The 25592-nt window shown below is 66.1% G+C and carries 25 protein-coding genes and 1 tRNA gene; 10 read left to right on the top strand and 16 right to left on the bottom strand.

The window, feature by feature from the left end:
• Positions 1-63: 63 nt before the first annotated feature.
• The gene (locus KF724_11015; protein MBX3356211.1) at positions 64-1167 is read right to left on the bottom strand and encodes a redoxin family protein; all 1104 of its coding nucleotides are present in this window, start codon (positions 1165-1167) and stop codon (positions 64-66) included.
• Positions 1168-1265: 98 nt separating this feature from the next.
• Here KF724_11015 and KF724_11010 point away from each other — a divergent pair, with 98 nt between their 5' ends.
• Positions 1266-2156 (top strand): bifunctional 5,10-methylenetetrahydrofolate dehydrogenase/5,10-methenyltetrahydrofolate cyclohydrolase, encoded by an 891-nt coding sequence (locus tag KF724_11010; protein MBX3356210.1) that lies wholly within the window; start codon positions 1266-1268, stop codon positions 2154-2156.
• Here the strand turns inward: KF724_11010 and KF724_11005 are convergent.
• A complete protein-coding gene (locus KF724_11005; GenBank protein ID MBX3356209.1) occupies positions 2140-3090 on the bottom strand; it encodes a phosphoribosylaminoimidazolesuccinocarboxamide synthase in 951 nt (316 codons plus the stop codon). The two genes, KF724_11010 and KF724_11005, sit on opposite strands and share 17 nt — an antisense overlap.
• Positions 3091-3136: 46 nt before the next feature.
• Here KF724_11005 and KF724_11000 point away from each other — a divergent pair, with 46 nt between their 5' ends.
• The 3 genes from KF724_11000 to mfd are packed head-to-tail and all read left to right on the top strand — an operon-like array spanning position 3137 to position 8504.
• A complete protein-coding gene (locus KF724_11000) occupies positions 3137-4693 on the top strand; it encodes a hypothetical protein (GenBank protein ID MBX3356208.1) in 1557 nt (518 codons plus the stop codon).
• On the top strand, positions 4690-5085 hold the full coding sequence (locus tag KF724_10995; protein ID MBX3356207.1) for a helix-hairpin-helix domain-containing protein: 396 nt from the start codon (positions 4690-4692) through the stop codon (positions 5083-5085). Before KF724_11000 ends, KF724_10995 begins: the two co-directional genes overlap by 4 nt.
• Complete coding sequence (mfd, locus tag KF724_10990; GenBank protein ID MBX3356206.1) at positions 5082-8504, top strand: transcription-repair coupling factor; 3423 nt, start codon at positions 5082-5084, stop codon at positions 8502-8504. The genes KF724_10995 and mfd overlap by 4 nt, the downstream gene beginning before the upstream one ends.
• Before the next feature lie 230 nt (positions 8505-8734).
• On the opposite strand, the gene KF724_10985 is transcribed toward mfd, so the two are convergent.
• From KF724_10985 to KF724_10940, 10 genes are all read right to left on the bottom strand, one after another.
• Positions 8735-9127 carry a hypothetical protein gene (locus KF724_10985; protein MBX3356205.1) on the bottom strand — a complete coding sequence of 131 codons (393 nt, stop codon included), beginning with the start codon at positions 9125-9127 and terminating at the stop codon, positions 8735-8737.
• Positions 9128-9252: 125 nt separating this feature from the next.
• On the bottom strand, positions 9253-9906 hold the full coding sequence (gene rplI, locus KF724_10980; protein MBX3356204.1) for a 50S ribosomal protein L9: 654 nt from the start codon (positions 9904-9906) through the stop codon (positions 9253-9255).
• Positions 9907-10044: 138 nt separating this feature from the next.
• Positions 10045-10494, bottom strand: coding sequence for a single-stranded DNA-binding protein (ssb, locus tag KF724_10975; GenBank protein MBX3356203.1), 450 nt, complete (start codon positions 10492-10494; stop codon positions 10045-10047).
• 226 nt (positions 10495-10720) lie between these two features.
• Complete coding sequence (gene rpsF / locus KF724_10970; GenBank protein ID MBX3356202.1) at positions 10721-11143, bottom strand: 30S ribosomal protein S6; 423 nt, start codon at positions 11141-11143, stop codon at positions 10721-10723.
• Positions 11144-11145: 2 nt separating this feature from the next.
• Positions 11146-11757 carry an aminoacyl-tRNA hydrolase gene (gene pth, locus KF724_10965; protein ID MBX3356201.1) on the bottom strand — a complete coding sequence of 204 codons (612 nt, stop codon included), beginning with the start codon at positions 11755-11757 and terminating at the stop codon, positions 11146-11148.
• A complete protein-coding gene (locus tag KF724_10960; GenBank protein MBX3356200.1) occupies positions 11754-12416 on the bottom strand; it encodes a 50S ribosomal protein L25 in 663 nt (220 codons plus the stop codon). The genes pth and KF724_10960 overlap by 4 nt, the downstream gene beginning before the upstream one ends.
• Positions 12417-12497: 81 nt before the next feature.
• Entirely contained in the window at positions 12498-13481 is a 984-nt protein-coding gene (locus KF724_10955; protein MBX3356199.1) for a ribose-phosphate pyrophosphokinase, read from the bottom strand.
• Positions 13478-14296 carry an NTP transferase domain-containing protein gene (locus KF724_10950; protein MBX3356198.1) on the bottom strand — a complete coding sequence of 273 codons (819 nt, stop codon included), beginning with the start codon at positions 14294-14296 and terminating at the stop codon, positions 13478-13480. Before KF724_10950 ends, KF724_10955 begins: the two co-directional genes overlap by 4 nt.
• Positions 14297-14319: 23 nt before the next feature.
• Positions 14320-14390 (bottom strand) — tRNA-Gln (locus KF724_10945).
• A 603-nt stretch (positions 14391-14993) separates the two neighbouring features.
• Positions 14994-15911, bottom strand: a complete 918-nt coding sequence (locus KF724_10940) for a polyphosphate kinase 2 family protein (protein ID MBX3356197.1) — start codon at positions 15909-15911, stop codon at positions 14994-14996.
• Between the two features lie 127 nt (positions 15912-16038).
• Here KF724_10940 and KF724_10935 point away from each other — a divergent pair, with 127 nt between their 5' ends.
• Genes KF724_10935 through KF724_10920 form a run of 4 tightly spaced genes read left to right on the top strand, consistent with a single transcriptional unit; the run spans position 16039 to position 20202 of the window.
• Positions 16039-16884, top strand: a complete 846-nt coding sequence (locus KF724_10935; GenBank protein MBX3356196.1) for a hypothetical protein — start codon at positions 16039-16041, stop codon at positions 16882-16884.
• 45 nt (positions 16885-16929) lie between these two features.
• Complete coding sequence (locus KF724_10930; protein ID MBX3356195.1) at positions 16930-18744, top strand: fumarate reductase/succinate dehydrogenase flavoprotein subunit; 1815 nt, start codon at positions 16930-16932, stop codon at positions 18742-18744.
• Between the two features lie 59 nt (positions 18745-18803).
• Complete coding sequence (locus KF724_10925) at positions 18804-19559, top strand: succinate dehydrogenase/fumarate reductase iron-sulfur subunit (protein MBX3356194.1); 756 nt, start codon at positions 18804-18806, stop codon at positions 19557-19559.
• 34 nt (positions 19560-19593) lie between these two features.
• On the top strand, positions 19594-20202 hold the full coding sequence (locus KF724_10920) for a hypothetical protein (protein MBX3356193.1): 609 nt from the start codon (positions 19594-19596) through the stop codon (positions 20200-20202).
• Between the two features lie 105 nt (positions 20203-20307).
• Here the strand turns inward: KF724_10920 and KF724_10915 are convergent, their stop codons facing one another.
• Together KF724_10915 and KF724_10910 are read right to left on the bottom strand one after the other, a co-directional pair.
• Positions 20308-21018: a hypothetical protein gene (locus tag KF724_10915; GenBank protein ID MBX3356192.1), complete on the bottom strand. Its 711-nt coding sequence runs from the start codon at positions 21016-21018 to the stop codon at positions 20308-20310.
• A 97-nt stretch (positions 21019-21115) separates the two neighbouring features.
• Positions 21116-21799 (bottom strand): class I SAM-dependent methyltransferase, encoded by a 684-nt coding sequence (locus tag KF724_10910; protein ID MBX3356191.1) that lies wholly within the window; start codon positions 21797-21799, stop codon positions 21116-21118.
• Between the two features lie 207 nt (positions 21800-22006).
• On the opposite strand from KF724_10910, the gene KF724_10905 reads away from it, so the two are divergent.
• A complete protein-coding gene (locus tag KF724_10905; protein MBX3356190.1) occupies positions 22007-23425 on the top strand; it encodes an aldehyde dehydrogenase in 1419 nt (472 codons plus the stop codon).
• Positions 23426-23442: 17 nt separating this feature from the next.
• Here KF724_10905 and KF724_10900 read toward each other — a convergent pair whose 3' ends face one another.
• Positions 23443-23748: a hypothetical protein gene (locus KF724_10900; protein ID MBX3356189.1), complete on the bottom strand. Its 306-nt coding sequence runs from the start codon at positions 23746-23748 to the stop codon at positions 23443-23445.
• The gene (locus tag KF724_10895; protein ID MBX3356188.1) at positions 23745-24791 is read right to left on the bottom strand and encodes a sodium-dependent bicarbonate transport family permease; all 1047 of its coding nucleotides are present in this window, start codon (positions 24789-24791) and stop codon (positions 23745-23747) included. Before KF724_10895 ends, KF724_10900 begins: the two co-directional genes overlap by 4 nt.
• Before the next feature lie 57 nt (positions 24792-24848).
• Here KF724_10895 and aat point away from each other — a divergent pair, with 57 nt between their 5' ends.
• Positions 24849-25592 carry a leucyl/phenylalanyl-tRNA--protein transferase gene (aat, locus tag KF724_10890; protein ID MBX3356187.1) on the top strand — a complete coding sequence of 248 codons (744 nt, stop codon included), beginning with the start codon at positions 24849-24851 and terminating at the stop codon, positions 25590-25592.

Here is a 25592-nt window from a genome sequence, read left to right as displayed (position 1 = left end):
GCCGGCCGGAACACGCCCCACGGCTCAAGAACCCGTCACAGCACTCGGCTCACTTCGTGCCGATCACTGCCCCTGATATCGCTTGAGCGTGGCGCGGATCTCCCTTGCCATGATCGTCTGGTCAGAGGGGCTCAGCGCTCCGACGGCCATCGTCTGAATCTCGACCGCCTTGGCCTTGTCGCCCTTGTCCCACCAGATTCGCGCGAGCGTGTCGAGGATGGCGGGGTTCTTCCCCTCGCTGACCTCGTTGCCGCGCTCAGCCAGCCGGTGAGCGAGATCGAGATCGCGTGTGCCGACTGATCCATCATCAACAATGAACCACGCCACCTCGTTGAGCGACATTGGGTCGTTGGCGAGCGTGGCGAGGAGCGTGGCACCGTACTGCGAGGCTTCAGCCGAGCGGCCTGCCTTGCCGGCGAGCAGCTTGAAGCGATTGACCATCGTCGGCGCGTGGTCGGGCACCTCGGCCAGCATCTGGTCATAGAGCGAGAGAGCCTCGTCCCAGTTGGATGCCGCCATCGCGGCTGCCACCTTCGGAGCGATCTCCGCGTTCTTGCGGCGGATGAGCGCATCCTTGCGAGACTTCGCTGCCTCGGCATCGCGATTCCATGAGCCGGAGACGACCTGTTCGAGCGGCTTGTCCATCGCCATCGGATGACCCATCCACTCGATGTTCCCGTCGCGCCCCACGATGAACGACGAGGGAATTCCCGTTCGCCCTGCGGCTGCCATCCAATCGTTCCACAGGGTTCGATCGGATGCGTACGCGACGCGATAGCCGATGACATCGCCCTTGCCGCGCACGAAACCCCGAAGGTATGGCAGACGCTCATCGGGAGCGCCCTCCTTCGGCCTCGACTCACTCGCTGCAATGCCGACGATGACGACCTCGGGGTACTTCTTCTGGAGCTCGGTCAGGTGCGGCATCGCGGCGATGCACGGACCGCACCAGGTCGCCCAGAACTCAACGACATGGACCTTCCCTTCGGCAAAGGAGTCGAAGGCTTCGCCCTTCACCCACACCTCAGGCGCAAAGGCCGGCGCCGGATCTCCCACGGAGAGTGTCACGGGCGGCGGGGCGGGGCGCTCCGCGGGAGCCTGCGCGACAGCAGTCGACAACACAGCCAGCGAGGTGAGCGCGGCGACCGAAAGCAATGCTTGATTCATGAGACTCTCCTTGGGAGTCGCGGGAGCGCTCAACGGAGCCACCCCGCGTGCCTTGAAGCGTACCAGCACCTGCACGGCCAGATGCTACCCTCCGTGCCATGAGCGCCACGGCGAGCGCCACCATTCTTGACGGTCGCGCCGCGTCGGACGAGGTGCGACGCGAGGTGGCCGCACGGGTCGCCGCCGCCGGGCGCAGGGTCAGGCTCGATGCGATCCTCGTCGGCGACGATCGATCGGCCCTCCTGTACGCCACGAATCAGGCCAAGACCTGTGCCGATGTGGGGATCGAGTATGTCCTCCATCGCCTTCCTGCCGGTGCATCCGACGCGCGCATCTCGGCGCGCATCGAGCTCCTGAACAGTGAAGCGGCGGTGCATGCCATCATGCTCCACCTGCCCCTTCCCGAGGGCATCGACACGGAGCGGATGCAGGCGCTCATCGATCCGCACAAGGATGTCGAGGGGGTCAACCCGGCGAACATCGGGAATGTCGTCTATGGCCGACGGAGCCTTCTTCCCTGTACGGCGCTCGCGGCGCTTGAGCTCATCGCCCGCAGCGGTGTCACTCTTCGGGGCGCGCGCGCCGTGGTTGTCGGCGCGAGCAACATCGTCGGGAAGCCGATCGCCGTGCTGCTCATGCGAGAGGAGGCGACCGTCATCAGCACGAACCGATGGACGCCCGACCTCGCTTCATTCACGCGAGAGGCGGAAGTGATCGTTGCGGCGGCGGGCGTCGCGGGACTCGTGACGGGGGAGATGCTGCGGCCTGGCGCAGTGGTCATCGATGTCGGCATCAACCGAGTGTCCGGACCTGACGGCAAGCTGCGAACTGTGGGCGATGTCGACTTCGACTCCGCGCGCCGCGTGGCGGGGCACATCACGCCGGTGCCGGGTGGTGTCGGCCCGATGACGGTCGCGATGCTCCTCCGCAATGTCGTCGAGGCGGCACTCAGGCCGCCCGCCGCCGGCGTCGTCACGCGCTGGTCGTGAGTCGCTCGAGAGCCTCGCGATAGCGCTCAAGTGTTCCTTGCACCACCTCGCGGGGAAGGTCCGGGCCGGGTGGCGTGCGCGCCCAAAGGCCCTTCGTTTCAAGTTCAAGGAGCCATGCGCGAAGGAACTGCTTGTCGAAGGAGGGAGGCTCGCGCCCCGGAGTCCAGCGGTCGGCGGGCCAGTAGCGGCTCGAATCGGGCGTGAGCACCTCGTCGATGAGCATGAGCCGGTCGCTCGGCTGGCCATCGGCATCGATCTCGAATCCGAACTCGAACTTGGTGTCGGCGAGAATGATGCCTCGTGACGCCGCGTGATTCGCAGCGGCGCGATAGAGATCGATGGACCATTTTCGAAGCTGTTCCATCACCTTGCCGCCCACGGTGTCGGCGGCCTGCTCGAAGGAGATGTTCTCATCGTGCCCGTCGGTCGCCTTCGTGGCCGGGGTGAAGATCGGTGCGTTGAGGCGATCGGCGAGTTGAAGTCCCGCGGGCAGGGGAACGCCGCAGATGCGGCCCTCCCGGCGATAGGCGCTCCAGCCGCTGCCCGCGAGATAGCCGCGCACCACGCACTCGATCGGCACGACACGGGCCGCACGGCAGATCATCGACCTGCCGGCGAGGGCCGCTCGCATGGCGGATTCGACTCCGGGAATCTCCGAGACATCGTCGCCCAGAAGATGGTCGGGAATCCCGCCGCGCGCCCGGAGAAAACGGAACCAGAAGAGAGAGAGGCGCGTGAGAAGACGACCCTTTCCGGGAATGGGGGTCGGCATGATGACATCGAAGGCGCTGATTCGATCGGTCGCGACGATGAGCAGGCGCGGCGCCTCGCCGCTGCGGCGGGGAAGTTCGTAGATGTCGCGCACCTTGCCTTCGCGCCGTCCGGGAAGCGGCAGCGTGGTTCGGAAGAGAGCGTCGTCGACGGCCGCGTGCATGAACGCCGAGTCTACGGGCCCCGAGTGGTGGTTACACTCGCCGCGGATGCTCCGCTTCGAGGTGTTCGACGCGACGGGCCCGGCACGGTCGTGGCCCCTGGTGAACGCGCATCTCCTGGGTCGCGACGACCGGCCGCTGCACGGCTCGGTCGATTTCGCGGACGGGATGATTGTCTGCGCGCCGAGAGAGAGTCGCGCCACCGCACTCGCGCTTGAGTACGACGCCGGCCCGATGGGGTGCTACCTGCTCCAGACCTGCCTGCTGTCGCTTCGCGATGAGCCCTATCGCCTGAATCAGGAGTTGGCGCGCCACCGCATCAAGCAGTACATCGCCAAGAGTGAAGAGTGGCTCATGTTCGATCCCGAACTTGCGGGTGATGCCCTCGATCGCTGGGAGCAGGCTCGGGAGATCTTCGTCGAGGCGAGCGTCATCGGTGACCCGTGGCAATCGGAGTCGCGCCATCGCGATGCGCTCGTCGCGGCCATTGACGCGAGTGAGCGGCTCGCCATGGCCCACGCCCAGATCCTTCTCCATCGCCGTTTTGGAGTGAAACCGGCGAGCCGCAACACCTTCGGCATCCGAATCGAGCCGTCGCTTGATCCCGCGACCGCCGGGGAGATCGTAAAGCGCGACTTCGATGTGGTGGTCGTACCGACCAACTGGCGTCAGATGCAGCCGAAGCGCGATGCGATCGACTTCGCCGCGGTCGATCGCTGGATGGTCTGGGCGCGGCAGAGCGGGAAGCCGATCATCGCCGGACCGCTGCTGCGCTTTCTTCCTGACAGCGTTCCGGAATGGGCGCTGCCTTCGCTTCGGGATCCAGCGGCCCTGAGGGATGTCGCATGGACCTTCATGGAACAGGTCGTCTACCGCTATCGGGAGATGGTGGAGATCTGGAATGTCGCCTCCGGTCTGCACATGAACGAGCTCGCGCCACTTGAGGCCGAGCAGCGCATCGACCTGACTCGGCGCGCCGCGGTGCTGGTTCGCCAGAGCCGCAAGGGAGCGCGGACGCTCATCGAGGTGGTCGAGCCATTCGGCGAGCGCGTGGCGGCGCACGCGGGTTCGATCACGCCATGGGAGTACCTCGAGCAGGTGATTTCGGCGGGCATCAAGGCCGATTGCGTCGGTGTGCAGGTGGTCTTTGGTGATCACCACGCGGGGCGCACCACGCGCGATCTCATGCAGCTCAGCTCGATGCTCGATCGCTTCTTCATGCTGGAGATACCGGTGCTCATCTCGGCGCTCGGGGCCCCATCCCATGAGGAGGATCCAAGCGGCGGCCGCTGGCGCTCGGGGTGGAGTGCCGAGGCGCAGGCACGCTGGATCACGCGCGCCGTGCCGATCGCTCTTTCGAAGCCGTATATCGCCTCGGTTGTCTGGGATCGACTCGTCGATGGAAGGGGGATGGGACTGCCTCGAAGCACCGGACTGCTCGATGACGCTGGCCGCGCCAAGGCGTCGCTCGGCAAGTTCGCGGCCCTGCGAAAGCGGCTTCGGGAACCGCTCGGTCCCCTCGCCTCGGTGGTCGCACGCGGTGGTGGTCCGTCGATCGGCGCCGTTGGCATGGGCGAAACTGAAACACGGGGAGCGCCGTCGTGAGTGCAGATCGAGGGGCGCCGTCGATCGGCGGATGCCATGACTCCAGTCGCTTCGCTCGTCGTGGACGCGCGGTGCTGCTGCTTGCCATCAGCCTCCTCGGCGTGCTCGCGTGGCGTGGCGCCATCTGGAGTGAGCGCACGCTGCCTCGTCGAGACGGTGTCGAGGCGCATGAACACCCCGATCGATGGCTCGTCGATGTGAACCTCGCCTCGGCCGCCGAGCTCACGCTTCTACCGGGCGTCGGACCGACCCTTGCGCGACGGATCATCGAGTCGCGTGAGCGCGAAGGGCCCTTGGCGAGCGTGGAGGAGATCGAGCGCGTCTCCGGCATCGGCCCGCGACTGCGCGAGCGAATCAGGCCCTGGCTGCGAGATCTGACGAGCGGCTCATGACTCCATGGTTCGAACGACTCGGTTCGGATCCGGCGCTCGCGGCCATCGGCGACCGAGCGGCGAAGGGTGGAGTGTTCACCGTGCGAGGGGTGGGTGGGAGCAGCACCACGGTGGTGGCGGCGTGGCTCGCGCGGCAGGGGCGAGCGACGGTGCTGCTGGTCGCGGCCCACCTCGATGAAGCGGCGGAGATGGCCGATGAGATCACCGATCTCGGTGTGGTCGCGGAGCTCTTTCCCGCCATCGAGTCGCTGCCAGGTGAGGGGGGGAGCGCCCTTGATCTCGTTGCCGTGCGTCTTCGTCTCGCGGATCGCCTGCTTGCGGAGCGGCGCGGTTCGGCACCACGCGATGCAACGCCGCGCGTGATCGTGGCGCCGATGGCGGCCCTCATGCAGGGCATTCCCGACGGCGACCATCTCGGGCAGGTTCTTCGTCGACTTCGTGCAGGCGATGTCGCCCCTCCGCGAGCGCTCATCGAGTGGCTCTCCGATGGTGGCTATCGGCGAGGCGAGGCGATCGAGCAGGCCGGTGACTTCGCGGTGCGCGGGGGCATCATCGATGTCTTTCCCGCTGGCGGCGGCGTGCCCGTGCGACTCGACTACTTCGGTGACACCATCGAGCGCATTCATGAGGTCGATCCGGCGACGCAGGCGAGCGACCGTCAACTGGATGAGGCGCTCCTGATCAGTGCGGGCGCCGACTCCATGCAGCGCGATGCCGGGCGGATTCCGCTGATGGACCTGCTCCCCGAGGGCAGCGTGGCTGTGATTGCCGAAGTGGCCGAGGTGACCGAGCAGGGGCGAGGCTACTGGGAGCGCATTCACGATTCGCGCGGCGTCTTCGCGCCCCCGGCGGTCTTCCAATCGCTTGCGCGCCGCTGCCGAGCGGTGGTTGACATCAACGGCTTCTCTGTCGGCGTGCGGAGCGCCGACCTCGCGCTGCCCGTGAGGCCGCTTCCCGCCTTTCCCGAGCAGGTGGCGGCTGCATTCGCCGAACTCGGTGCGATGGCCAGGGAGATGGACATCGCGCTCCTCTGTGACTCCGAGGGCGAACTCGCCCGCTCCCGCGAACTGCTGGCGGCGCATGGTGGTTCGGGTGTGGCGCGCGTCACGCTTGAGCGCCGCCACCTGCATCGCGGCTTCATCTGGGGTGACCCCGATCCGGTGATCGCGGTCGTGCCGCAGCACGAGCTTCTCCATCGCTGGACGCCGCGACGACGAACGGCGGCAGCCCCGAGCCTGGCGGGCGGGCGCTCGCGCGACGCCTTCCTTCACTTCGCTCCTGGCGACTTCGTGGTGCACCGCGATCACGGGATCGCGCGCTACGCCGGTCTCTCGACGCTGCCCGAAGCGCGCGGCGGCACCGACGAGGAGTTTCTCACGCTTGAGTTCGATGGCGGTGGTCGCCTGCATGTCCCGGCAGCGCGCGTCGACCTCGTGCAGAAGTACATCGGCGCCGGTGGCGCGAAGCCGCGCCTTTCGACGCTTGGAGGTCGGCGCTGGAGAAGCCAGAAGGAGCGGGTGGGTGAGGCGCTCGTCGATCTCGCCGCGGAGCTGCTCCGGGTCCAGGCCGTTCGCGAGGCGACGCAGGGGGTGCGCTATCCCGACGACACCGAGTGGCAGCGTGAGTTCGAGGCGGCCTTTCCCTGGGAGGAGACGCCCGATCAGCTCTCGGCGATTCAGGCGACGAAACGCGACATGGCGAGGTCGCGTCCGATGGATCGGCTGATCTGCGGTGATGTCGGCTTCGGCAAGACTGAGGTGGCGATCCGTGCCGCCTTCAAGGCGGTTGAGTTCGGCAAGCAGGTGGCGGTGCTGGTTCCCACGACGGTGCTCGCCGAGCAGCATGAACGAACCTTCGCCGAGCGCTTTCGCGGCTTTCCCTTCCGCGTCGAGAGCGTGAGCCGCTTCAAGAGCCCGGCGGAGCAGCGCGAAGTGCTCGAGGCGACCGCCGCCGGGCAGGTCGATGTGCTGGTCGGGACGCATCGCCTGCTCTCGGCCGATGTGCGCTTCCACGACCTCGGGCTGGTCATCGTCGATGAAGAGCAGCGCTTCGGTGTGGAGCACAAGCAGAGACTTCTCGAGCTACGCGTGACCTGTGATGTGCTCACCCTGAGCGCCACACCGATCCCGCGCACGCTGCACATGGCGCTTCTGGGATTGCGCGACATCAGCTCACTGACGACGCCCCCTCCCGATCGCCGTGCAGTCGTCACCGAGGTCATTCCATGGAACGGGCGGCGCATTCAGCAGGCGATCCGGCGCGAGCTGGCGCGCGAGGGGCAGGTCTTCTTCGTGCACAACCGGGTGCGATCGATCGAGCGCGTGGCTGACGGGATCCGCACGCTCGTACCCGAAGCGCGCCTGATTGTCGGGCATGGACAGATGAGCCCGTCAGACCTCGAGGAGGTCATGCTGCGCTTCATGCGCCGCGAGGCCGATGTGCTGATCTCGACCACGATCATTGAGAGCGGCATCGACATCCCCAGCGCGAACACGATGTTCATCGATGACGCCTCGATCTACGGCCTTGCTGATCTCCACCAGCTTCGCGGCCGAGTCGGTCGAAGCAGCCATCGCGCCTACTGCTACCTGCTGCTCGACCCTGAGAAGGTGCTGAAACCGGAGGCGCTGCGGCGCGTGAAGGCCATCGAGGACTACTCGATGCTCGGTGCGGGTTTCAAGATTGCGATGCGGGACCTCGAGATCCGCGGAGCGGGCAACCTGCTCGGGGCCGAACAGAGCGGCCACATCGCCGCCGTCGGCTATGAGATGTACTGCCAGCTCCTCGAGGATGCGGTGGCGACGCTCGCGCGGAAGCCCCGTCCGAGGCCCGCCGAGGTCAAGGTCGAGATCGGGTTGCTCGGCGCGATTCCGCGCGGCTACATTCCCAGCGATCATCGGCGCCTCGAGGCCTATCGGCGCGTGGCGCTCGCGGAGAGCGTCGAGGCGCTTGAGCGGGTTGCGCGGGATCTCGAGAGCGCGTATGGCGCCCTGCCGGAGCGAGCGAAGGTTCTCATCGATCTCGCGGAGCTTCGCCTGCTGGCACTGGCGGCGGGGGTGCGTTCAATCGTCCGCCGGGAGCAGGACATCGTGGTGTCGAGCGAGCGGCCCGAGGCGCTGAAGGAGGCGATGGCTGGTGTGCGAGGCCGAGTGAGCGTGATCGCGCCGGCGCCCGCGGCTCCGGAACCAGCGCCGGTGCTGCCATTCATGCAGGCTGAGACCTCGCCCTCGCCCGCCGCGGGTGAGAAGAAGGCGAACACGAGTGCCGCGGAAGAGCGTGCTTCGCTCGCCGAGGTCTATTGGCGCCCCGAGCCTGCAGCGCGCGAAGGGGCCACGCTGCTGGCGATCCTGCGCAAGCGCCTGCGTGCTGCGGCGCCGATTGCGGCGTCGACGACGCAAGACGATCGGGTTCGGCCGTAAGGAATGGGCCTGCTTGAAGAGACGCGCGGTCGCCCGAAGTCGAGTGAGTTGTGTCGCGGTCTCCGTCGGGCGCCTCGACGCCGTGCGAACTGGCGCGCGGTCACGCATGGGCAAGGGAGTTGCTTCGCGGTTCCCGTGGGGCTCCGATGCCGCGCGAACTTACGCGCGGTCACCCAAGGTCGAGTGAGTGGTCTCGCGGCCTCCGTCGGGCGCCTCGACGCCGCGCGAACTTACGCGCGCTCGTGCGCTCGCGGCAGGCGCTCTTCCTCGACGAAGTGCGCCTGGAGGTAGCGGGCCACATAGTCGAGGATGCTCGTTGCCTCGGGGATCTCCGGGTTGTTCGTGGGGCCGCTCGGTTCGAAGCGCATGCCTCGGAACCGCTCCGCCGCCTCCCTCGCCGAGAGGCCGTGCTGAAGGGCGAGGCTGAAGGCGCGGCAGAAGCCCTGGATGAGACCCGAGAGTGTCGACCCTTCCTTGCTCATCTTGATGAAGATCTCGCCGGGACGACCATCGGGGAAGAGACCGATGGTGAGATAGCCCTCGTGGCTTCCGATCGAGAACTTGTGGGTGAGCGAACGGCGGGTTTCAGGAAGGATCTCGCGACGCAGAACGACAGTTGGCATCGTGTGCTCCTGGCGACCTTGCGGGGCCGGACGATGGGACGGACTCCCCGGCACGGGTCCCGCCAATCCGTCGGCGGGAGTCCGGGTGGGGGCCGGGTCGGGATCGTTCCCGTCGGCGCTTGCCGTCATCGGCCTTCGCGGGCCGGAGTCTCGCCTTTTCGTGCCTTGCCGCCCTTGCCACCTGCGGCCTCGGTGTCGGCCGGGCCCTTACGGCCTGGGGCGGAGTCGCCCTGCTCGCCCTCATCGGAAGCGCCATCCTTCGGAGCTTCTTCTGTTGCTTCGGTGGTCGCGCTCTGCTGCTGGGTGAATGCCTCGATCGCGCGGTCGGGGAGCACATCGATGTGAATCTCGGCGCGGAGATCGCGATCGAACTGGATGACGCAGTGATAGGTGCCGATCCGCCGAATGGGGCTCGCGAGACGGACGGCGCGAGTGTCGACGCCGTACCCGTCGGCCACGAGCTGGTCGGCGATGTCACGCTGACTGACGGCCCCGTAGAGCAGGCCCTGGTCGTTGCAGCTTCGGACGAGCTTGATGGTGACCGAGTCGATCCGCTCAATGAGTGCGACGCGCTCGGAGCGGAGCCGCGCGAGTTCAGCCTGTGCCTTGGCGCGGGCCTCCTTGAGAGCCTCGATCTTCTCAGGGGTCGGGTGCTCGGCGATGCGATGGGGGAGGAGATAGTTGCGGGCGAAGCCTGGCTTCACCTTGACGACATCACCGACGATGCCGAGGTTCTCGACATTTCGATTGAGCAGCAGCTCGATGCGCGACTTGTTCATGATTCGCTGTCCTTCAGGGAGTTAGGGCGTGCCACGACGCCCAGCGTGTTGGCCGGGGACCTCGATGGTCCCCGACCGTGGCGAGCCGGGTATTGTGCCAGAAGTCGTTACCGCAGTAAAGCGGCTCGGTGCCACCGATCAGAAGGGGACATCGGACTCGGGTGGCGCGACATGCGCCGCTTCATACGAGGGCGAATTGGAGCGATCGCGGCCGCCATCGTCGGCACGACGGGAACCCCCATCGCGCCCACCGTTCTCGCGGGCGCCGACGAACTGGAAGTTCTCGACCACCACCCTGAGCTGGGAGCGCTTGTTGCCATCCTTGTCCTCCCACTGGTCGAGCTTGAGACGGCCCTCGATGAAGACCGGCTGACCCTTGCGGAGGTACTGGCCCATGACCTCGGCCGTCCGACCCCACGCCTCACAATCGACGAAGGTGGTCTCCTCGCGCTCATCGCCTTCCTTCGTGCGATAGCGGCGATTCATGGCGAGTCCGATCTTCGCGACCGACTGCCCCCCGGCAATCGACTTGACCTCCACATCACGAGTGAGGTTGCCCAGCAGAATGACCTTGTTGAAGTTCGCCATGATGTCGTCTCCGTACAGAAGCGGTTCGAGAGTGGGCCTTGCGGCCCTGATCCTTGGGAGAGGCCGCGGAAGCGTCCTCACGCGTCCGTCCTGGACGCGATGTTCGGATTCTATACGGGTCAGGCCGGGCCGTGGGCCGCCTTTCCTTCTTTCCGGAGTTGGAGCCCCCGAGCCCCGCCGGACGCCAGGTCACCCGGGGGCGATCGCCCCCGCCGACCTTGCCGGTTCAGGCGCTCGTCGTCTCCTCGGTCGTGACGCCCTCGGGGGCCGTCGCGACCGGATCGCGGCGCAGTCGGGCCTCATCCTGGGTGCGCTGCATCGCCTCGGCGTTGCGCATCTGCTCCTCGGTGAGGTGCTCGCAGCGGGTCACGAGGGCCCGAAGGATGCGCTCCGAGAGGGTGAAGTCGCGCTCAACCTGATTGACGAGCTTTGTGTCGCAGCGGAAGTAGGCCAGCAGGTAGAGGCCTCGCTTGTTGCTTCGAATGTCATAGGCGAGTCGGCGCTCATCCCACTTGGCGATGCTGAGCAGCTCCGCCTTGCGGTTGGCGATGATCTCGGTGACATGATCGACGCATCCCTGGAGATCGGCGGCCGCCGACTGGGGGAAGAGGACGAACGCTTCGTAGTTGTGAACTCGGGTCTCTGACATGGTCATGCCTTTGGGGTTGGGTCGCTCGTGCCGGGAGCATTCGAGCGACGATTGAAACGATTCATGGCGGTCTCGAGTCCTTCAGTGGCCCAGCAGAGGCTGGCGGCCACGGACTCTTCGATTGACGACTCCACCGCGGGGAGCTGATCGGGACGGAAGCGGCCGAGGACATAGTCGGCCTGGGGAATCTGACCGGGAGGATCGATGCCGATTCGAAGCCGCGCCCAGTTGAATCCTCCGAGCGCGGCGCCGATGTCGGAGAGGCCGTTGTGTCCGCCGGCGCCTCCATCGGGACGAAGCCGAATGCTCCCACAGGGGAGCGCCAGGTCGTCCACGATCACGAGCAGGTCCTTCGCCAGATCGAGCTTGTGAAAGCGCACGGCCTCGGCCACGCTCCTTCCGGAGCGATTCATGAAGACGGTGGGCTTGAGCAGGAGAAGGCGCTCGTCGTCGAGGTCGGCTTCGAGCAGCAACCCGGAGAAGCGGGCCTTCGCCACCGACCGCTGCGGGTCGACGAGACGGCGCGCCACGCGGTCCACCACCTCGAACCCGACATTGTGTCGGGTCCGCTCGTAGGCGGGGCCGGGATTGCCGAGACCGACGATCAACTTCATGACTTCGGCTTCGCCTCGCCTTCGCCTTCCTTGTCCTTGCGGGCCGTGAGCACTTCGGGCTCGGCGGCGGCTTCGGCGCCTGCCGCCTCGGGCGATGCGGCGACCTCCTCCTTGACGATCTCAACATGGCTCACCAGGGTGTCGGCTGGCGTCACGAGTTCGACGCCGGCGGGCAGCTTCACATCGCGCGCCGCGAAGTCCTCATCCATCGCCGAGAGATCCACTCGGATGCCCTCGGGAATGTCGCGCACCTTGCAGCGCACTTCGATCTCGTTCAGGTCGTGCACCATGACGGCGCCGGGACGGCGAGCCGACTCGGGCTGCCCGAAGAAGTTGAGGTGCACCTTGACCTCCACGACTTCGTCGAGATCGACGCGGGCGAGGTCGAGATGCACGACATTGTCACCGAGGTAGCCGAACTGAAGCTCCTTCACCAGGCAGGTCTCGGTGGCGCCGCCTTCGATGGCGATGTTCAGCACATGCGCGCCGCGCTTGAGCGAGGTGAGGACCTCCTTCTCGTCGAGGCTCACGGCGAGAGGATCGGTCTTGTGTCCGTAGATGACGGCGGGGAGGCGACCGCCCTGACGAAGGCGTCGGGCGTAGCGGGTGCCCAGGCGATCGCGTCGCTGAGCGGTGAGGGTGGGGGTGTCCTTGGACATTGAAAACTCCTTCGATCGTGAAAGGCGTTGAGTGTGGGTTCGAGGCGTCGAGGGGAGCGGCGCTGCGCGTCGAAAACGCGATCAGCGCTTGACCCCCACGCCATTGCGGAAGAGCGCTGAAACGGATTCGTTGTGATGGATGCGATGCACGGCCTCGCCGAGAAGCGGGGCGACCGTGAGCGTGACGAGCTTGCTGCCGAGTTTCTCCAGCCTCGTCCCGATGGGAATGGTGTCGGTCACGACGACCTGACCGATGGGGCCCGAGCGCAGGCGCTCGATGGCCGGGCCGACCATGAGCGCGTGGGTACAGGCGACATGCACACCGACGGCGCCGGCATCCATCACCACCTGCGCGGCCTCGCAGACGGTGCCCGCGGTCGAAATCATGTCGTCGAACATCAGGACCGCGCAGCCTTCGACCTCGCCGATGAGTCCCTTGATGACCACCTGCGAACCGCTCTTGCGGCGCTTGTCGATGATGGCGAGATCGACGCCGAGGATGTCGGCGTACATGTTGGCGACCTTGGCGTTGCCGACATCGGGGGAGACGACGACGCAGCGGCCGAATCGCTCGCGATTGTGAATGAAGTAGTCGCTCAGGACCGGCGCGGCGGCGAGGTGATCAACCGGGAGGTCGAAGAAGCCCTGAATCTGGGCCGCATGCAGATCCATGCAGAGCACGCGATGCGCGCCGGCAGCCGAGATGAGGTTCGCCACGAGCTTCGCCGTGATCGGCACGCGGCCTTCGTCCTTGCGATCCTGCCGGGCATAGCCGAAGTAGGGCATGACCACGGTGATGCGCTTCGCACTCGCGCGGCGCAGGCAGTCGATGAAGATGAGCAGCTCGACCAGGCTGTCGTTCACCGGATCGGAGGTCGATTGCACCACGAAGCAGTCGCGCCCTCGGACATCTTCGTCGAGCTTGACGAGCAGTTCGCCGTCGGGGAATCGCTTCGTCTCCGCAGCACCAAGCGGAAGTTCGAGATGACGGCACATCGCCTCGGCCAGGGCCTGACCGGTGGAGCCCGCGAAGATCTTGAGAGAATCCCGATCGCTGGCGCTCATGGGCGACCCTCCAGGTGCGGACGCGAAGCGCCACCGTCGATCGTCAGGAGGCGAGCGCTGAGGAGCGCTTCGACCTCGTCGCGCTGCTCGGGCGTGTTGATGCTCAGGACATCTTCGGCGGGGACTGCGTCGACGACCGCGACCGTACCGCCGTCGGCGCCGAGAAGGGCAAAGACATCGGTCAGGTAGTACTCACGCGCGGCATTGGTGTTGGTCACGCGCGAAAGGGCGGAGTAGAGCTGCGCCGTATCGAAGCAGTAGTAGCTTGGGTTGATCTCCCGGATCCGCTTGATCTCGGGGCTCGCGTCGCGCTCTTCGACGATACGGTCGAGACTTCCGTCGGCGCGGCGCACGATGCGCCCATATCCCGTCGGATCGGCCACCTGGCTCGTGGCCAGCGTCGCCACGGCTCGGCGAGCTCGATGGGCTTCAAGCAGCGTGCGAAGCGTCTCCGCGCGGATGAGCGGGCCGTCGCCGGCCAGCACCAGCGTCTCCGAGCCGAGCCGACCCGCCTCGACCAACGGACGGGCCTGATCCACCGCGTGACCGGTGCCCAGTTGCGGCTCCTGCACGACGAACTCGACGCGACCCCCGCGCCGATTGATGGTCGATCGCACCAGCTCGGCGCCATGACCGATCACGAGGACGACCGGCGCGGCACCCGCTTCGAGTGCGGCATCGATGACCCATTCGACCATCGGGCGCCCGGCAACCGGATGCATGACCTTCGGCAGGTCGCTCTTCATTCGAGTGCCCTTGCCGGCGGCCATGATGATGGCGGAGGGCGATGCGTGATGGGTGGCGGAGTGTGGCAAGGCGATGTTCAGCGTGAGGAGGATTGGCCCGCCTGGATTCGAACCAGGACTCTAAGAATCAAAATCTCGTGTGCTACCGTTACACCACGGGCCAGCGGGGGAGCGGTGCGAGGCCAATGACCTTACGCCGCGCGAACCGGTTCACGGTGGAATGCGGGCGCGGTCGGCGAACCGATTCCACGATCGGAGGTGGGTTGTCGGTGTTCGGTGAAGGGGAGTGTCCTGAAGCCGCCGTGGCGGCGCCTGTTCTGCGACGCGCGAAACGCGGAACAGGGACCATCCCTGCCGCGGCACCAAATCCCAAGGCGAGAGCATCGATCAGCCGCGATCCGATGCCCCATGCGGCGCCGTGAGAGCGTCGAGTGTCGCAAGCCCGAGTGCAGACTCGAGGTTTGCGAAAACCCGATGAACGCTCCCGCCGTCACCGACGGCCCTTGCAGGGGAGAGTCGAGAACCTTATCAGAAGCCGCGGGATCGATGCAACACCCAATCCTCGAGAGAGGCCCGGAGATTGCCCGAGCGCGGGGTGTTCTATCCGGCCGGAACGCTGGTGGCTGCGAGGGGCGGCATCATGAACGAGGCGGAGGCGTCAGCAGGTCACCCGGTCCGGCCGGAAGGTCCGCGGCGGCACGGGGCGATCGGTCCCGGCGTGCCGGCGGCCCGGGATTCGCGCGAGCGCCGCCGCACCCCCTCGACTTCAGCCCTCCGATTCCAGTTGCGCCCGCGCTTCCCGAAGTGCCGCCTCCTGCTGGGCCGTGACAATCGGATATCGAAGATCGAGGCGCGCCAGGGATTCGAGGAGCACCGCCCCGACGACGATGCGCGTGTACCACTTGTTGTCGGCGGGCACGACATACCACGGCGCGTCGCGGGTTGCCGTGCGGCGGATCGCATCTTCGTACGCGTCCATGTAGGCGTCCCAGTGACCTCGTTCGCGGATGTCGGCCGCGGAGAACTTCCAGTGCTTCTCAGGGTCGGTGAGCCGCTCCAGAAAGCGGCGCCGCTGCTCCTGCCGCGAGACATTGAGAAAGACCTTGCGGACGACCGTGCCGTTGCCGGAGAGGTAACGCTCGAAACAGCGGATGTCGCGGCAGCGGTCCCGCCAGATGCGCTTCGTCACCTTCTCGGGCGGAAGCTTCTGCGCTTCGAGCAAGTGGCGATGCACCCGGACAACGAGCACTTCCTCGTACCAGGAGCGATTGAAAATGCCGATCCGTCCACGCTCGGGCAGTCGCTTGATGCAGCGCCAGAGAAAGTCATGATCGAGTTCCTCGGATGATGGTGCCTTGAACGAAACCACCTGGCAGCCCTGCGGGTTCACGCCGCTCATGACATGCTTGATGAGGCCATCCTTTCCAGCGGCATCAAGCGCCTGAAGAATCAGCAGCAGCGACCATGTGTCGGAGGCGTAGAGCTTCTCCTGGAGCTCGGAGAGAAATCGAATGCCGTTGGCGAGCGCCTCGCGCGCTCTCGGCTTGTCTTCCGCGGTGAAGGGGCCGGTGTCGGCGGGATCATGGTCCGAAAGCCGGAAGGAAGAACCGTCAATCACGCGATGACGCCGGGCGATTGTGCGTGCAGACTTGAAGGCTTGGGGCAGGTCGGTGGCTCTGTGCAAGCGCCTCTCCTTTCGCCATGCATCCGGGGCACAGGCGGATCGAAAGAGCCATGTCGTCGGATGGCTCCGCGAGCGAGGCGCGCAGTGTATGCTTCGCCCCCTTCGGAATCGCCCACGAGGAGGCACGATGGCACGGTCGGATGTTTCGCTTCCACAGTTGACGCTGCCGCCGATGCGCGGCTTCGGGGAGACCTCTCGCACGGACGCCTGGTGGCTGCAACCCGTCGTGGTCTTCGGCGGGTTGATGATCTTCGTCATCTATGCCACTTGGGCGGCGCTGCAAGGCAACAACTACTTCTATGCGGGCGGCGGCGCCCACTACCTTTCGCCCTTCTACGCGCCGCTGCTCTTCGGTCAGGAGGGCGAGCCGCGACTCTTCGGTTCGACCCAGCCAGGCTGGTGGCCCGCATGGCTTCCCTTCTCACCGGCCATTCTGATTCTCTGGGCGCCCGTCGGCTTCCGGATGACCTGTTACTACTACCGAGGCGCCTACTACAAGGCCTTCTGGGGCGATCCACCCAACTGTGCCGTGGGTGAGCCGAGCTTCCGCGGAGAGAACTACCGCGGCGAGCGCTGGCTTCCGCTGGTGCTTCAAAACGCCCATCGCTTCTTCTTCTACATCGCCGCGCTCTTCATCCTGATCCTGCTCTATGACGGCATCCGCGCGTTCTTCTGGGAGACGCCCGAGGGCATCCGCTTCGGAATCGGCGTCGGTTCGATCGTGCTGCTCCTGAACGCCGTCTTTCTCGGCATGTACACCTTCGGCTGCCATTGTGCACGGCACATCGCGGGCGGTCATGTCGATCAGCCGTCGAAGGCTCCGATTCGTCACGCCTGCTGGAAGTGCGTCACCTCGCTCAACAAGCGTCACATGCTCTGGGCGTGGGTCAGCTTGATCTGGGTGGGCGGCAGCGATGTTTATGTGAGGCTGCTCGCGTCGGGGAAGATCAGCGACTTCCACTTCATCTTCTGAGGAATCATGCGCCGGGGTTCACTCCCGCCGCACGCAGGACCAGCCATGAGCGACTTCAAGACCCACGAACACGATGTCCTGGTCATTGGCGCAGGCGGCGCAGGGCTCCGGGCCGCGATCGAAGCGGCGGCAACGCCCGGCACCTCGGTCGGCCTCGTCTGCAAGTCGCTCCTCGGCAAGGCGCACACGGTGATGGCCGAAGGCGGCATGGCGGCCGCGATGGGCCATGTCGATGATCGCGACAACTGGAAGGTGCACTTCGCCGACACGATGCGAGGCGGTCAGTACCTGAACAACCCGATCATGGCCGAGCTTCATGCGAAGGAGGCACCCGACCGAGTGCGGGAGCTCGAAGCGTGGGGCGCTCTCTTCGATCGCACGAAGGATGGCCGGATCCTCCAGCGGAACTTCGGCGGACATCGATTCCCGCGATTGGCGCATGTCGGCGATCGCACCGGTCTCGAGATGATCCGCACGCTCCAGGATCACGGCATCCATCAGGGGATCGAGATCTACATGGAGCACACGATCACGGCGCTCCTGAAGGATGGCAATCGCGTGGCCGGTGCCTTCGGCTACGACCGCGAGCTCGGCCGCTTCCGCGTCTTCCGTGCGAAGGCCGTGGTGCTGGCCACCGGCGGCATCGGCCGCTCATTCAAGATTTCGAGCAACAGCTGGGAGTACACCGGCGACGGGCATGTGCTCGCCTATGACGCCGGCGCCGACCTGATGGACATGGAGTTCGTGCAGTTCCACCCGACCGGCATGGTCTGGCCGCCATCGGTGCGAGGCATCCTGGTGACCGAGGGCGTGCGCGGCGAAGGTGGTCGCCTGGTGAATGCCAGGGGCGAGCGCTTCATGTTCAACGACATTCCCGACAACTACCGCAGCCAGACGGCGAAGGACGCGGAAGAGGGATGGCGCTATGTGACCGGTGACAAGAGCGCCATGCGACCGCCGGAACTCCTTACTCGAGACCATGTCGCCCGCTGCATCGTGAAGGAGATCAAGGCGGGGCGGGGTTCACCGCACGGCGGCGTCTTCCTCGACATTGCCTGGATCAAGGAGAAGATCCCGAGCGCACAGGAGCACATCAAGAAGAAGCTCCCGAGCATGTACCACCAGTTCAAGGAGTTGGCCGGGGTCGACATCACGAAGGAGCCGATGGAGGTCGGTCCGACGGTGCACTATGTGATGGGTGGCGTGCGCGTCGATGGCGTGACGCAGATGAGCACCGTCCCCGGGCTCTTTGCGGCAGGCGAAGTCGCCGCCGGACTGCATGGCGCGAATCGCCTCGGTGGAAACTCCCTCTCCGATCTTCTCGTCTTCGGCAAGCGAGCCGGCGAGTTCGCGGCGAAGTGGGCGAAGGAGAAGGGCGAGGTCCGGATCGATGAAGCGCAAGTCAGGTTGGCGGCGCAGAGGGCTCTCGAACCCTTCGATCGCCCCGATGGTGAGAACCCCTTTGCCATCCAGAAGGACCTTCAGAACCTGATGCAGGATGGCGTTGGCATCGTGCGCCACGAGAACGACATGCAGAAGGCGCTTGACGGCATCGAGGAGTTGAAGAAGCGGGCGCGCAAGGCGGGCATTGACGGAAGTCGCGAGTACAACTCGGGGTGGCACACGGCGCTCGATCTGCCGAATCTTCTCTGCGTGTCCGAAGCACTCGCCCGCTGTGCGCTCGATCGGCGCGAGAGTCGCGGCGGTCACTTCCGCGATGATTTCCCCGAGAAGGATCCGGCGGCCCAGAAGTACAACACGGTGGTTCGGCGCGCCGGCGATGGTTCCATGCAACTTGAGAGAGTCGAAAGACCGCCGCTGCGCGAGGATCTTGCGGCGATCATCAAGGAGATGGGTTGACCGGCGGCTCCGTTCATCCGAAGCTCCTTCGCGTTCGAAGACGATCCACGAGGTGACGAATGTCCCAGGCAACCTTCCGAATCTGGCGCGGTGATCAGAAGAGCGCCGCCTTCAAGGACTACCAGACCGAGGTGGGCGAGGGCATGGTCGTGCTCGACGCCGTGCATCAGATCCAGGCGGAGAGCGCACCGACGCTCGCCTGCCGCTGGAACTGCAAAGCGGGCAAGTGCGGGAGCTGCTCCGCTGAAGTCAACGGCAAGCCGCGCCTCATGTGCATGACGCGCCTCAGCGATCTCGACCTCTCGAAGCCGGTCATCATCGAACCCCTGCAGTCGTTCCCGCTCATCCGCGATCTCGTCACGGATGTCTCGTGGAACTATCGCGTCAAGAAGCGGATCAGGCCCTTCAAGCCTCGGAAGCCCGATGCTCCGGATGGCACCTGGCGCATGCAGCAGGAGGATGTGGAGCGCGTCCAGGAGTTCAGGAAGTGCATCGAGTGCTTCCTCTGCCAGGATGTCTGCCATGTCCTCCGTGATCACCACAAGCACCCGGAATTCGCCGGACCTCGGCACTTCGTCTACACGGCGGCGCTCGAAATGCACCCCCTCGACACCGAGGATCGCCTGAAGGACCTGAAGGACAGCGACGGCCTCGGCTACTGCAACATCACGAAGTGCTGCACGAAGGTCTGCCCCGAGCACATCACCATCACTGACAATGCGATCATCCCGCTCAAGGAGCGCGTGGTCGATGAGTTCTATGACCCGGTGACCCGACTCCTTCGGATCTTCAGGCCGAAGAAGCAGTCGGCGTGACGAGCGGGCGCGGCGGAGCGTATCTTGCCGCTCGATGAGAGCTTTTGATCTCTGGCGTCGCGCTCCGCTGGCGGTGGCCCTGTGTCTTCTTTCGTTCGCGGCGGTCGCGTGTTCCCAGCCGCGCGATGAAGCCGCGCTCTATGACGGCGGCGCCGTGGGCGGGCCGCTTCTGCGTTCACCGAATCACTTCATTGCGGTCGGCATCGGCAACATGGAAGGGGGCATGGCGAAGCGGACCGTCATTCGACTCGCCGATGGGGTTCCGGTGTCGATGGCACAGGCGACGCCCGATTTTCTCCTCGCACGCGGGCGCGTCTTCGTGCCGAGAGATCCGCAACCACCGTCGGGGTCGGGCGAGTCGCGCTTTGAGCAGGTCGATGGGCTCAAGTCCTTCGATCCCGATCGCGTCTATCTGGTGATCGTCGGTCCCGAGCCCGATGGGCCCTTCTATCGCTTCGATGTGGTGGGCGGAAAGGCCATCGGGTTCGGCACGGGTTGGCCTGGTGGCTTCCTCGACGATGGCGAGACCCTTCGCCCCGCGCCGATCTTCGTCGACCCGAGCGGCATCGCGCACACCATGCCCTTCAACCTGGCCACTGTGAAGAGGATCTGGGGCGAGCCGATCAGGATTGATCAGCGGTAGGAGACCCTTTCGTGACCTGCTCGTCGCCGATCGAAGGGTCTGTCGTCGCCGGAGGAGTTGTCCGCGCCGAAGTGCGGCTGGGCCGTCGCAGAAGCAGCGCACTCGTCAGTTGAGGAGCGTCACTCGTCCGGTCGAAAGGTCATGCATGGCGCCGACGACGGTGATGCGTCCTTCCCTCTCCAGATCGCGAATGATCTCGCTCTGCGCCCGGATGCGGGCCACGGTCAGTCGCACATTCTGCTCGGCGACCGCTTGGACAAATGCCGGATTGGCCGAGGTCCGCTCGCCCGTGAAGCCGGGAACCGAGTTGACCGCGGGGCGGATGCTCTCGATCACCGTGGTCAGATTGCCGAGCTGCACGCCGTCGCAGGCGCCCATCACGGCGCCGCAGCTTGTGTGACCCACCACCATGATTGCCTTGGCGCCCGCCACGAGGGCGGCGAACTCCATGCTGCCGATGAGGTCGGTCGGTGCGTAGTTGCCGGCGACTCGCGGAACGAAGATATCGCCGATCCCCTGGTCGAAGACGACCTCGGGCGCCGAGCGCGAGTCAATGCACGCGAGGATGATCGCAAAGGGGTACTGGCCGCCGGCGCTCGCTCGGGCTTCACCGATGGTGTCGCGATGCAGCGGACGGCCGGCGACGAATCGCTCATTGCCCCGCAGGAGGCGCTGGACCGCCTCATCGGGGGAGATCGTCTCACGCAGAGCGGCGGTCATCGGAGATGCGTCAGGACCGGACGCAGGAGTCGAGGAGCAACCGGCGACAAGCGCGAGCGTGACGAGGGCCAGAAGTCGGTTCGTGAAGAGGGTCATGGTGGACGGGAAGATAGCGAGGGGTCCTTCGTGATGCCGCGGGCCGCGCCCGCGCGCCAGGGGAGTTGTTTCGAGGATGATGCGCTGTCGGACTCCTTCAGAGCAAGGGCGTTCGGACGGCGACCAGCAGGCCATTGCCCACGGGCAGCAGCGTCGATGCGGCGAAGTCACCATCCGACGCGACCGCTCGGTTCACGAGATCCATGGTGTCGGGACTTTCGCCTGCGGCATAGGGATCGGCGATCCATCGCCCGGCGCTCAGGGCGTTGTCGATGACGAGCACGCCTCGGGGCCGGAGCAGTCGTTTGATGACGGGCATCATGGGCAGATACTCGCGCCGCTCCGCATCGAGAAAGAGCAGGTCGACTGAACCTGCGCCCACTTCATCGATCAATGCTGGCAGCACCTCGCTGCCTCGCCCGAGCCGGAACTCAATGCGATCGGCGACCCCTGCGGCGGCCGCCTCGCGTGCCGCGACGCGCTGATGCTTCGCCTCGATGTCGACTGACAGGAGGCGCCCGCCCGGAGCGAGGCCGCGTGCAATCCAGATCGCCGAGACACCCGCGAGGGTGCCGACCTCGATGGCGAGCGCTGCCGCCGTCATCATCGCGAGCATCTGGAGCATGCGCCCGCTCTCGGGGCCCGCGTCGATCGCGGGCAGTCCTTCCGCGGTGGCCCGCGTCATGAGACCTTCGAGGACCTCGTCCTCCCGGGCAAAGAGCGCCCGAATGTAGGCGCTCGTGTGGCGCCAGCGCTCGTCACTCATGCGAATCTCGTCCATGGCCCGAGCATAGAAGGCGAGACGACGCGACGACGAAGGCAAGCCCGGGCATGGGCCTCGAGCAGTTCGCTCTCGGTCCGCTCCGCCTGTGACCGAACGAGCGCACCGATCAGGCCCATGTCGGGTGAAGACTTCCTTCGCCGACTCGCTCCTCGGTGAGCGATCCGCCGCGCCTGCTCGGATGGGGCGGGGCACTAGGCTGTCACCATGACCAGTGCAACGACAACGACCTCCGCGCCCTCCGAACCGCCCGGAGTGCTCGAGAGCTTCAACCCTGCGACGGGCGAAGTCGTCGGTGCGGTGCCCATGACCGCCGTCGAGGCGATCCCCGGCATGGTGGCGCGGGCGTGCGCCGTGCAGCGGCGCTGGGCCGATGTACCCGCGGCGCAGCGAGCGGAGATGCTCCGACCTGCGGCCAAGGTTCTCAAGTCGCGCGCCGAGGAGATCGGCACGCTGCTCTGCCGCGAAATGGGCAAGCCCATCAAGGAAGCGATTGGCGAAGTGAGTTACGCCGCCGACTCCTTCGCCGCCGAGCTCGATGAGATCGTTGCGGCCATCGAGCCCGAGCATCTCGTCGATGAGAAGACCGAGACGACGCTCCACTTCGATCCGCTGGGGGTCTGCGCGGCGATCACGCCGTGGAACTTTCCCGTGCTGATGCCACAGGAGAATGTCGTGCCCGCGCTTGTCGCCGGGAATGCGGTGCTCCTCAAGCCGAGCGAACTCACGCCGCTTGTCGCTCGAGCCTGGACGGAGTGCGTCACACCCTCGCTGCCGCCCGATGTGCTGCAACTCATCTTCGGCGATGAGCGACAGGGGCGAGCGCTGGTCTCCGCCGATGTCGATCTCATCGCCTTCACCGGGAGCCGATCGGCGGGGCAGAACATCATGAAGGCGGCCGCGGGAGGCTTGAAGCGTCTCGTGCTCGAACTCGGAGGCAAGGATCCGCTGGTCGTGCTGCGCGACGCCGACCTCGAAGCCGCCGCGACCTTCGCCGTGCGCAACAGCTTCCGCAACGCGGGGCAGGTGTGCGTGAGCACCGAGCGGATCTATGTCGATCGCTCGATTGCGGAGCGCTTCAAGGCGCTGGTCATCGAGAAGGCCAAGGCGCTCGTCCAGGGACCGGGGAGCGACGAGGGAGTCACCATCGGGCCGATGGTCAGCCGCGAGCAGAAGGAGAAGGTCGATGCCGCCGTGCGCCGCGCGGTCGAGCAGGGCGCTCGCGTTCTTCTGGGTGGAGATCCCAAGCCCGGCGACAATTTCTATCCACCGACCGTGCTCGACGGGCTCGATCACACGAAGGAGATCATGCGCGAGGAGACCTTCGGTCCGGTCGCGTGCATCATGGAGTTCGACTCGGAGAATGATGCAGCGTCACTCGCGAACGACACGCCCTATGGACTCGGTGCCGCCGTCTTCAGCCGCGATGTGGAGCGGGCGCGGGCCTTCGCGCGGCGGCTGCACTCGGGCATGATCGGCATCAATCAGGGATGCGGTGGTGCGAAGGGCTCACCGTGGGTCGGCGCGAAGCAATCGGGGTTCGGCTTCCACTCCGGACCGCTCGGTCACCGACAATTCACGCAGGTGCGCACCGTGAGCATGCCGAAGGTGGCGGCACCACACTGATTCACGCGTCGCGCCGCTCACGGTCCGGGGAGGAGTCGCACCGCGTCAGAGACGAGACAGATGCCACCCGCTTCGCGCAGGATCGGCGCCACGGCCTGAAGCACGCGATCGACGACGGTCCTCTCGGCGGCAACGATGATCATGACATTGCTGCCGGAACCGGAGAGGTCATCGGCCCACTGTTCGCCGCGGCCGCCGCTTCCGCTGACTTCGCGCAGCACGGTCCAACCATCGGCACTGGCGTCGCGAATCGCATCGATCACCACGGAGAGGTGGGGCTGGTCCACCACGATCTCCACGCGCTGGCAGGGTTCCCTGGTCATGGGTTGCACCAAGAGGAGGCCATCATCAGATAGAGCGGCATGCCGATGGTGATGTTGAGCGGGAAAGTGACCGCAAGGGCCATCGGCACAAAGAGGCTTGGATTGGCGCGGGGCAGCGCGATGCGCACCGCGGCCGGGACGGCGATGTAACTCGCGCTTCCGAAGAGGACGGCGAGCAGCATGCCGTCGCCGCGTGAGAGCCCAAGCAGCGCGGCGCAGAGGGCCCCCAGCGTGGCCTGAGCCACCGGAGTCACCAGTGCAAAGATGAGCAGCGGCAGACCGGATCGGCGCAGATCCCTGAGGCGCTTCGCCGCCATCAGCCCCATGTCCAGCAGGAAGAGACAGAGGAGACCCTGGAAGGGATCCTTGACGAAGGGCTTGATGGAGAGCCAGCCTCGTTCACCCGTGGCAAGCCCGATGAGCAGGCTTCCGACGAGCAGGACCACGGCGCCGTTGGTGAGCGCTTCATGCAGCACCGAGCGACCGCCGGAAGAGTGCTTGGCCGCGGCCGAGGAGCCGGCGCGGGGCGCGTCTGGGGCACCTCCGCCTGCGGCGCCCCGAGCCTCACTCGCTTCGAGCTTCATCATGCCCCGACGACCGAGCAGCACGCCGGTGACGATGGCGGGTGACTCCATGAGCGCCACCGCCGCCACCATGAATCCGCTGTAGGCGATCTCCGCGCGATCGAGAAAGCCCGCGGCGGTGACGAAGGTCACCACGCTCACCGAGCCGTAGCAGGCGGCGATCGCGGCGGCATTCGCGGGATCGAGCCAGCGTCGAAGAATGGCATATGAGACGAAGGGAAAGAGCGCACTGGCCGTCACCGCCACGACGAGCGTGAGCGCTACCTGTCCTGAGATGCCGGTCCCGGCGAGCTCAACACCGCCGTGGATGCCGATCGCCATCAGGAGATAGATCGAGAGTGCTCGCGTGACGGCTGCGGGCAGGTCGAGATCGGAGCGGAGCAGCGTGGCCGCCATGCCGAGGGCAAAGAAGAGAATCGGCGGCGAGAGCAGATTCTGGATGAGCAGGCCGAAGTCCATGGCAGCGCGGCGGAAGAGTACTCGCCCCCGATCCACCACAGGTGCAACAATGACCCGATGAGCGGTGCCTCCCACGAGCCGAATCCGGGTTCAGAGGGTCCTTCCTTCGCGGAGCCGGAGGGAGGACCTCCGGGCGAGCCATGCACCGGGGACGAGTCGGGCGAGTGGACCACCGTGGATCCTGCGGAGCCCGAAGGAAGCCCCGGCGAACTCACCATCGGCATCCTGATCGGGGCCTATGTGCGCGGAGCGTTCCCCATGGGCGAGCCCGATTCCGACCGCTGGTCGCTCTTCACCGTGAGCACGCGGGCCATCCTTCCCCTTGATCGCTTCCGAGCGCCACGCGGCGCGCGGCGCAAGCTGGCGCGGGGGACCTTCACCGCGACTTTCGACCGGGACTTCTCCGCGGTGATTCGAGGCTGTGCCGAGAGCCGTCCGGGTCGCGAGTCGAGCTGGATCAATGAGCCGATCATCGCGGCGTACTCGCAACTGCATGAGCTGGGCCTCGCCCACTCGGTGGAGACCTGGCGCGACGGGCGGATCGTGGGCGGCATCTACGGAGTGGCGATGGGAGCCGCCTTCTTCGGCGAGAGCATGTTCAGCCGCATCGACGAGGGCGGCAGCGATGCCAGCAGCGCGGCGCTGAGCGTGCTGGTCGATCACCTTCGATGTCGGGGCTTCCGCCTCTTCGACTGCCAGTTTGCGAACGAGCACACGCTGCGTCTCGGGGCCATCGAGATCAGCGAGGAGGAGTACTTCGAGCAGCTCGATCGGGCTCTCGCACTGCCCGATGCGTGGTGA

The organism is Phycisphaeraceae bacterium, from assembly GCA_019636735.1.
Classification (GTDB): domain Bacteria; phylum Planctomycetota; class Phycisphaerae; order Phycisphaerales; family SM1A02; genus VGXK01.
This window is presented reverse-complemented; position numbering and strand designations above follow the sequence as displayed.

Bases quoted from the DNA above. Each gene is read 5' to 3' on its own strand.
- KF724_10955 (MBX3356199.1), bottom strand. From the start codon at position 13,481: ATGAGCGCCAGCGATCGGGATTCTCTCAAGATCTTCGCGGGCTCCACC.
- KF724_10925 (MBX3356194.1), top strand. From the start codon at position 18,804: ATGTCCCAGGCAACCTTCCGAATCTGGCGCGGTGATCAGAAGAGCGCC.
- KF724_10935 (MBX3356196.1), top strand. From the start codon at position 16,039: ATGGCACGGTCGGATGTTTCGCTTCCACAGTTGACGCTGCCGCCGATG.
- KF724_11005 (MBX3356209.1), bottom strand. From the start codon at position 3,090: ATGCACGCGGCCGTCGACGACGCTCTCTTCCGAACCACGCTGCCGCTT.
- mfd (MBX3356206.1), top strand. From the start codon at position 5,082: ATGACTCCATGGTTCGAACGACTCGGTTCGGATCCGGCGCTCGCGGCC.
- rplI (MBX3356204.1), bottom strand. From the start codon at position 9,906: ATGAACAAGTCGCGCATCGAGCTGCTGCTCAATCGAAATGTCGAGAAC.
- KF724_11000 (MBX3356208.1), top strand. From the start codon at position 3,137: ATGCTCCGCTTCGAGGTGTTCGACGCGACGGGCCCGGCACGGTCGTGG.
- KF724_10960 (MBX3356200.1), bottom strand. From the start codon at position 12,416: ATGTCCAAGGACACCCCCACCCTCACCGCTCAGCGACGCGATCGCCTG.
- KF724_11010 (MBX3356210.1), top strand. From the start codon at position 1,266: ATGAGCGCCACGGCGAGCGCCACCATTCTTGACGGTCGCGCCGCGTCG.
- KF724_10900 (MBX3356189.1), bottom strand. From the start codon at position 23,748: ATGACCAGGGAACCCTGCCAGCGCGTGGAGATCGTGGTGGACCAGCCC.
- KF724_10915 (MBX3356192.1), bottom strand. From the start codon at position 21,018: ATGACCCTCTTCACGAACCGACTTCTGGCCCTCGTCACGCTCGCGCTT.
- rpsF (MBX3356202.1), bottom strand. From the start codon at position 11,143: ATGTCAGAGACCCGAGTTCACAACTACGAAGCGTTCGTCCTCTTCCCC.
- aat (MBX3356187.1), top strand. From the start codon at position 24,849: ATGAGCGGTGCCTCCCACGAGCCGAATCCGGGTTCAGAGGGTCCTTCC.
- KF724_10895 (MBX3356188.1), bottom strand. From the start codon at position 24,791: ATGGACTTCGGCCTGCTCATCCAGAATCTGCTCTCGCCGCCGATTCTC.
- KF724_10930 (MBX3356195.1), top strand. From the start codon at position 16,930: ATGAGCGACTTCAAGACCCACGAACACGATGTCCTGGTCATTGGCGCA.
- KF724_10920 (MBX3356193.1), top strand. From the start codon at position 19,594: ATGAGAGCTTTTGATCTCTGGCGTCGCGCTCCGCTGGCGGTGGCCCTG.
- pth (MBX3356201.1), bottom strand. From the start codon at position 11,757: ATGAAGTTGATCGTCGGTCTCGGCAATCCCGGCCCCGCCTACGAGCGG.
- KF724_10905 (MBX3356190.1), top strand. From the start codon at position 22,007: ATGACCAGTGCAACGACAACGACCTCCGCGCCCTCCGAACCGCCCGGA.
- ssb (MBX3356203.1), bottom strand. From the start codon at position 10,494: ATGGCGAACTTCAACAAGGTCATTCTGCTGGGCAACCTCACTCGTGAT.
- KF724_11015 (MBX3356211.1), bottom strand. From the start codon at position 1,167: ATGAATCAAGCATTGCTTTCGGTCGCCGCGCTCACCTCGCTGGCTGTG.
- KF724_10910 (MBX3356191.1), bottom strand. From the start codon at position 21,799: ATGGACGAGATTCGCATGAGTGACGAGCGCTGGCGCCACACGAGCGCC.
- KF724_10985 (MBX3356205.1), bottom strand. From the start codon at position 9,127: ATGCCAACTGTCGTTCTGCGTCGCGAGATCCTTCCTGAAACCCGCCGT.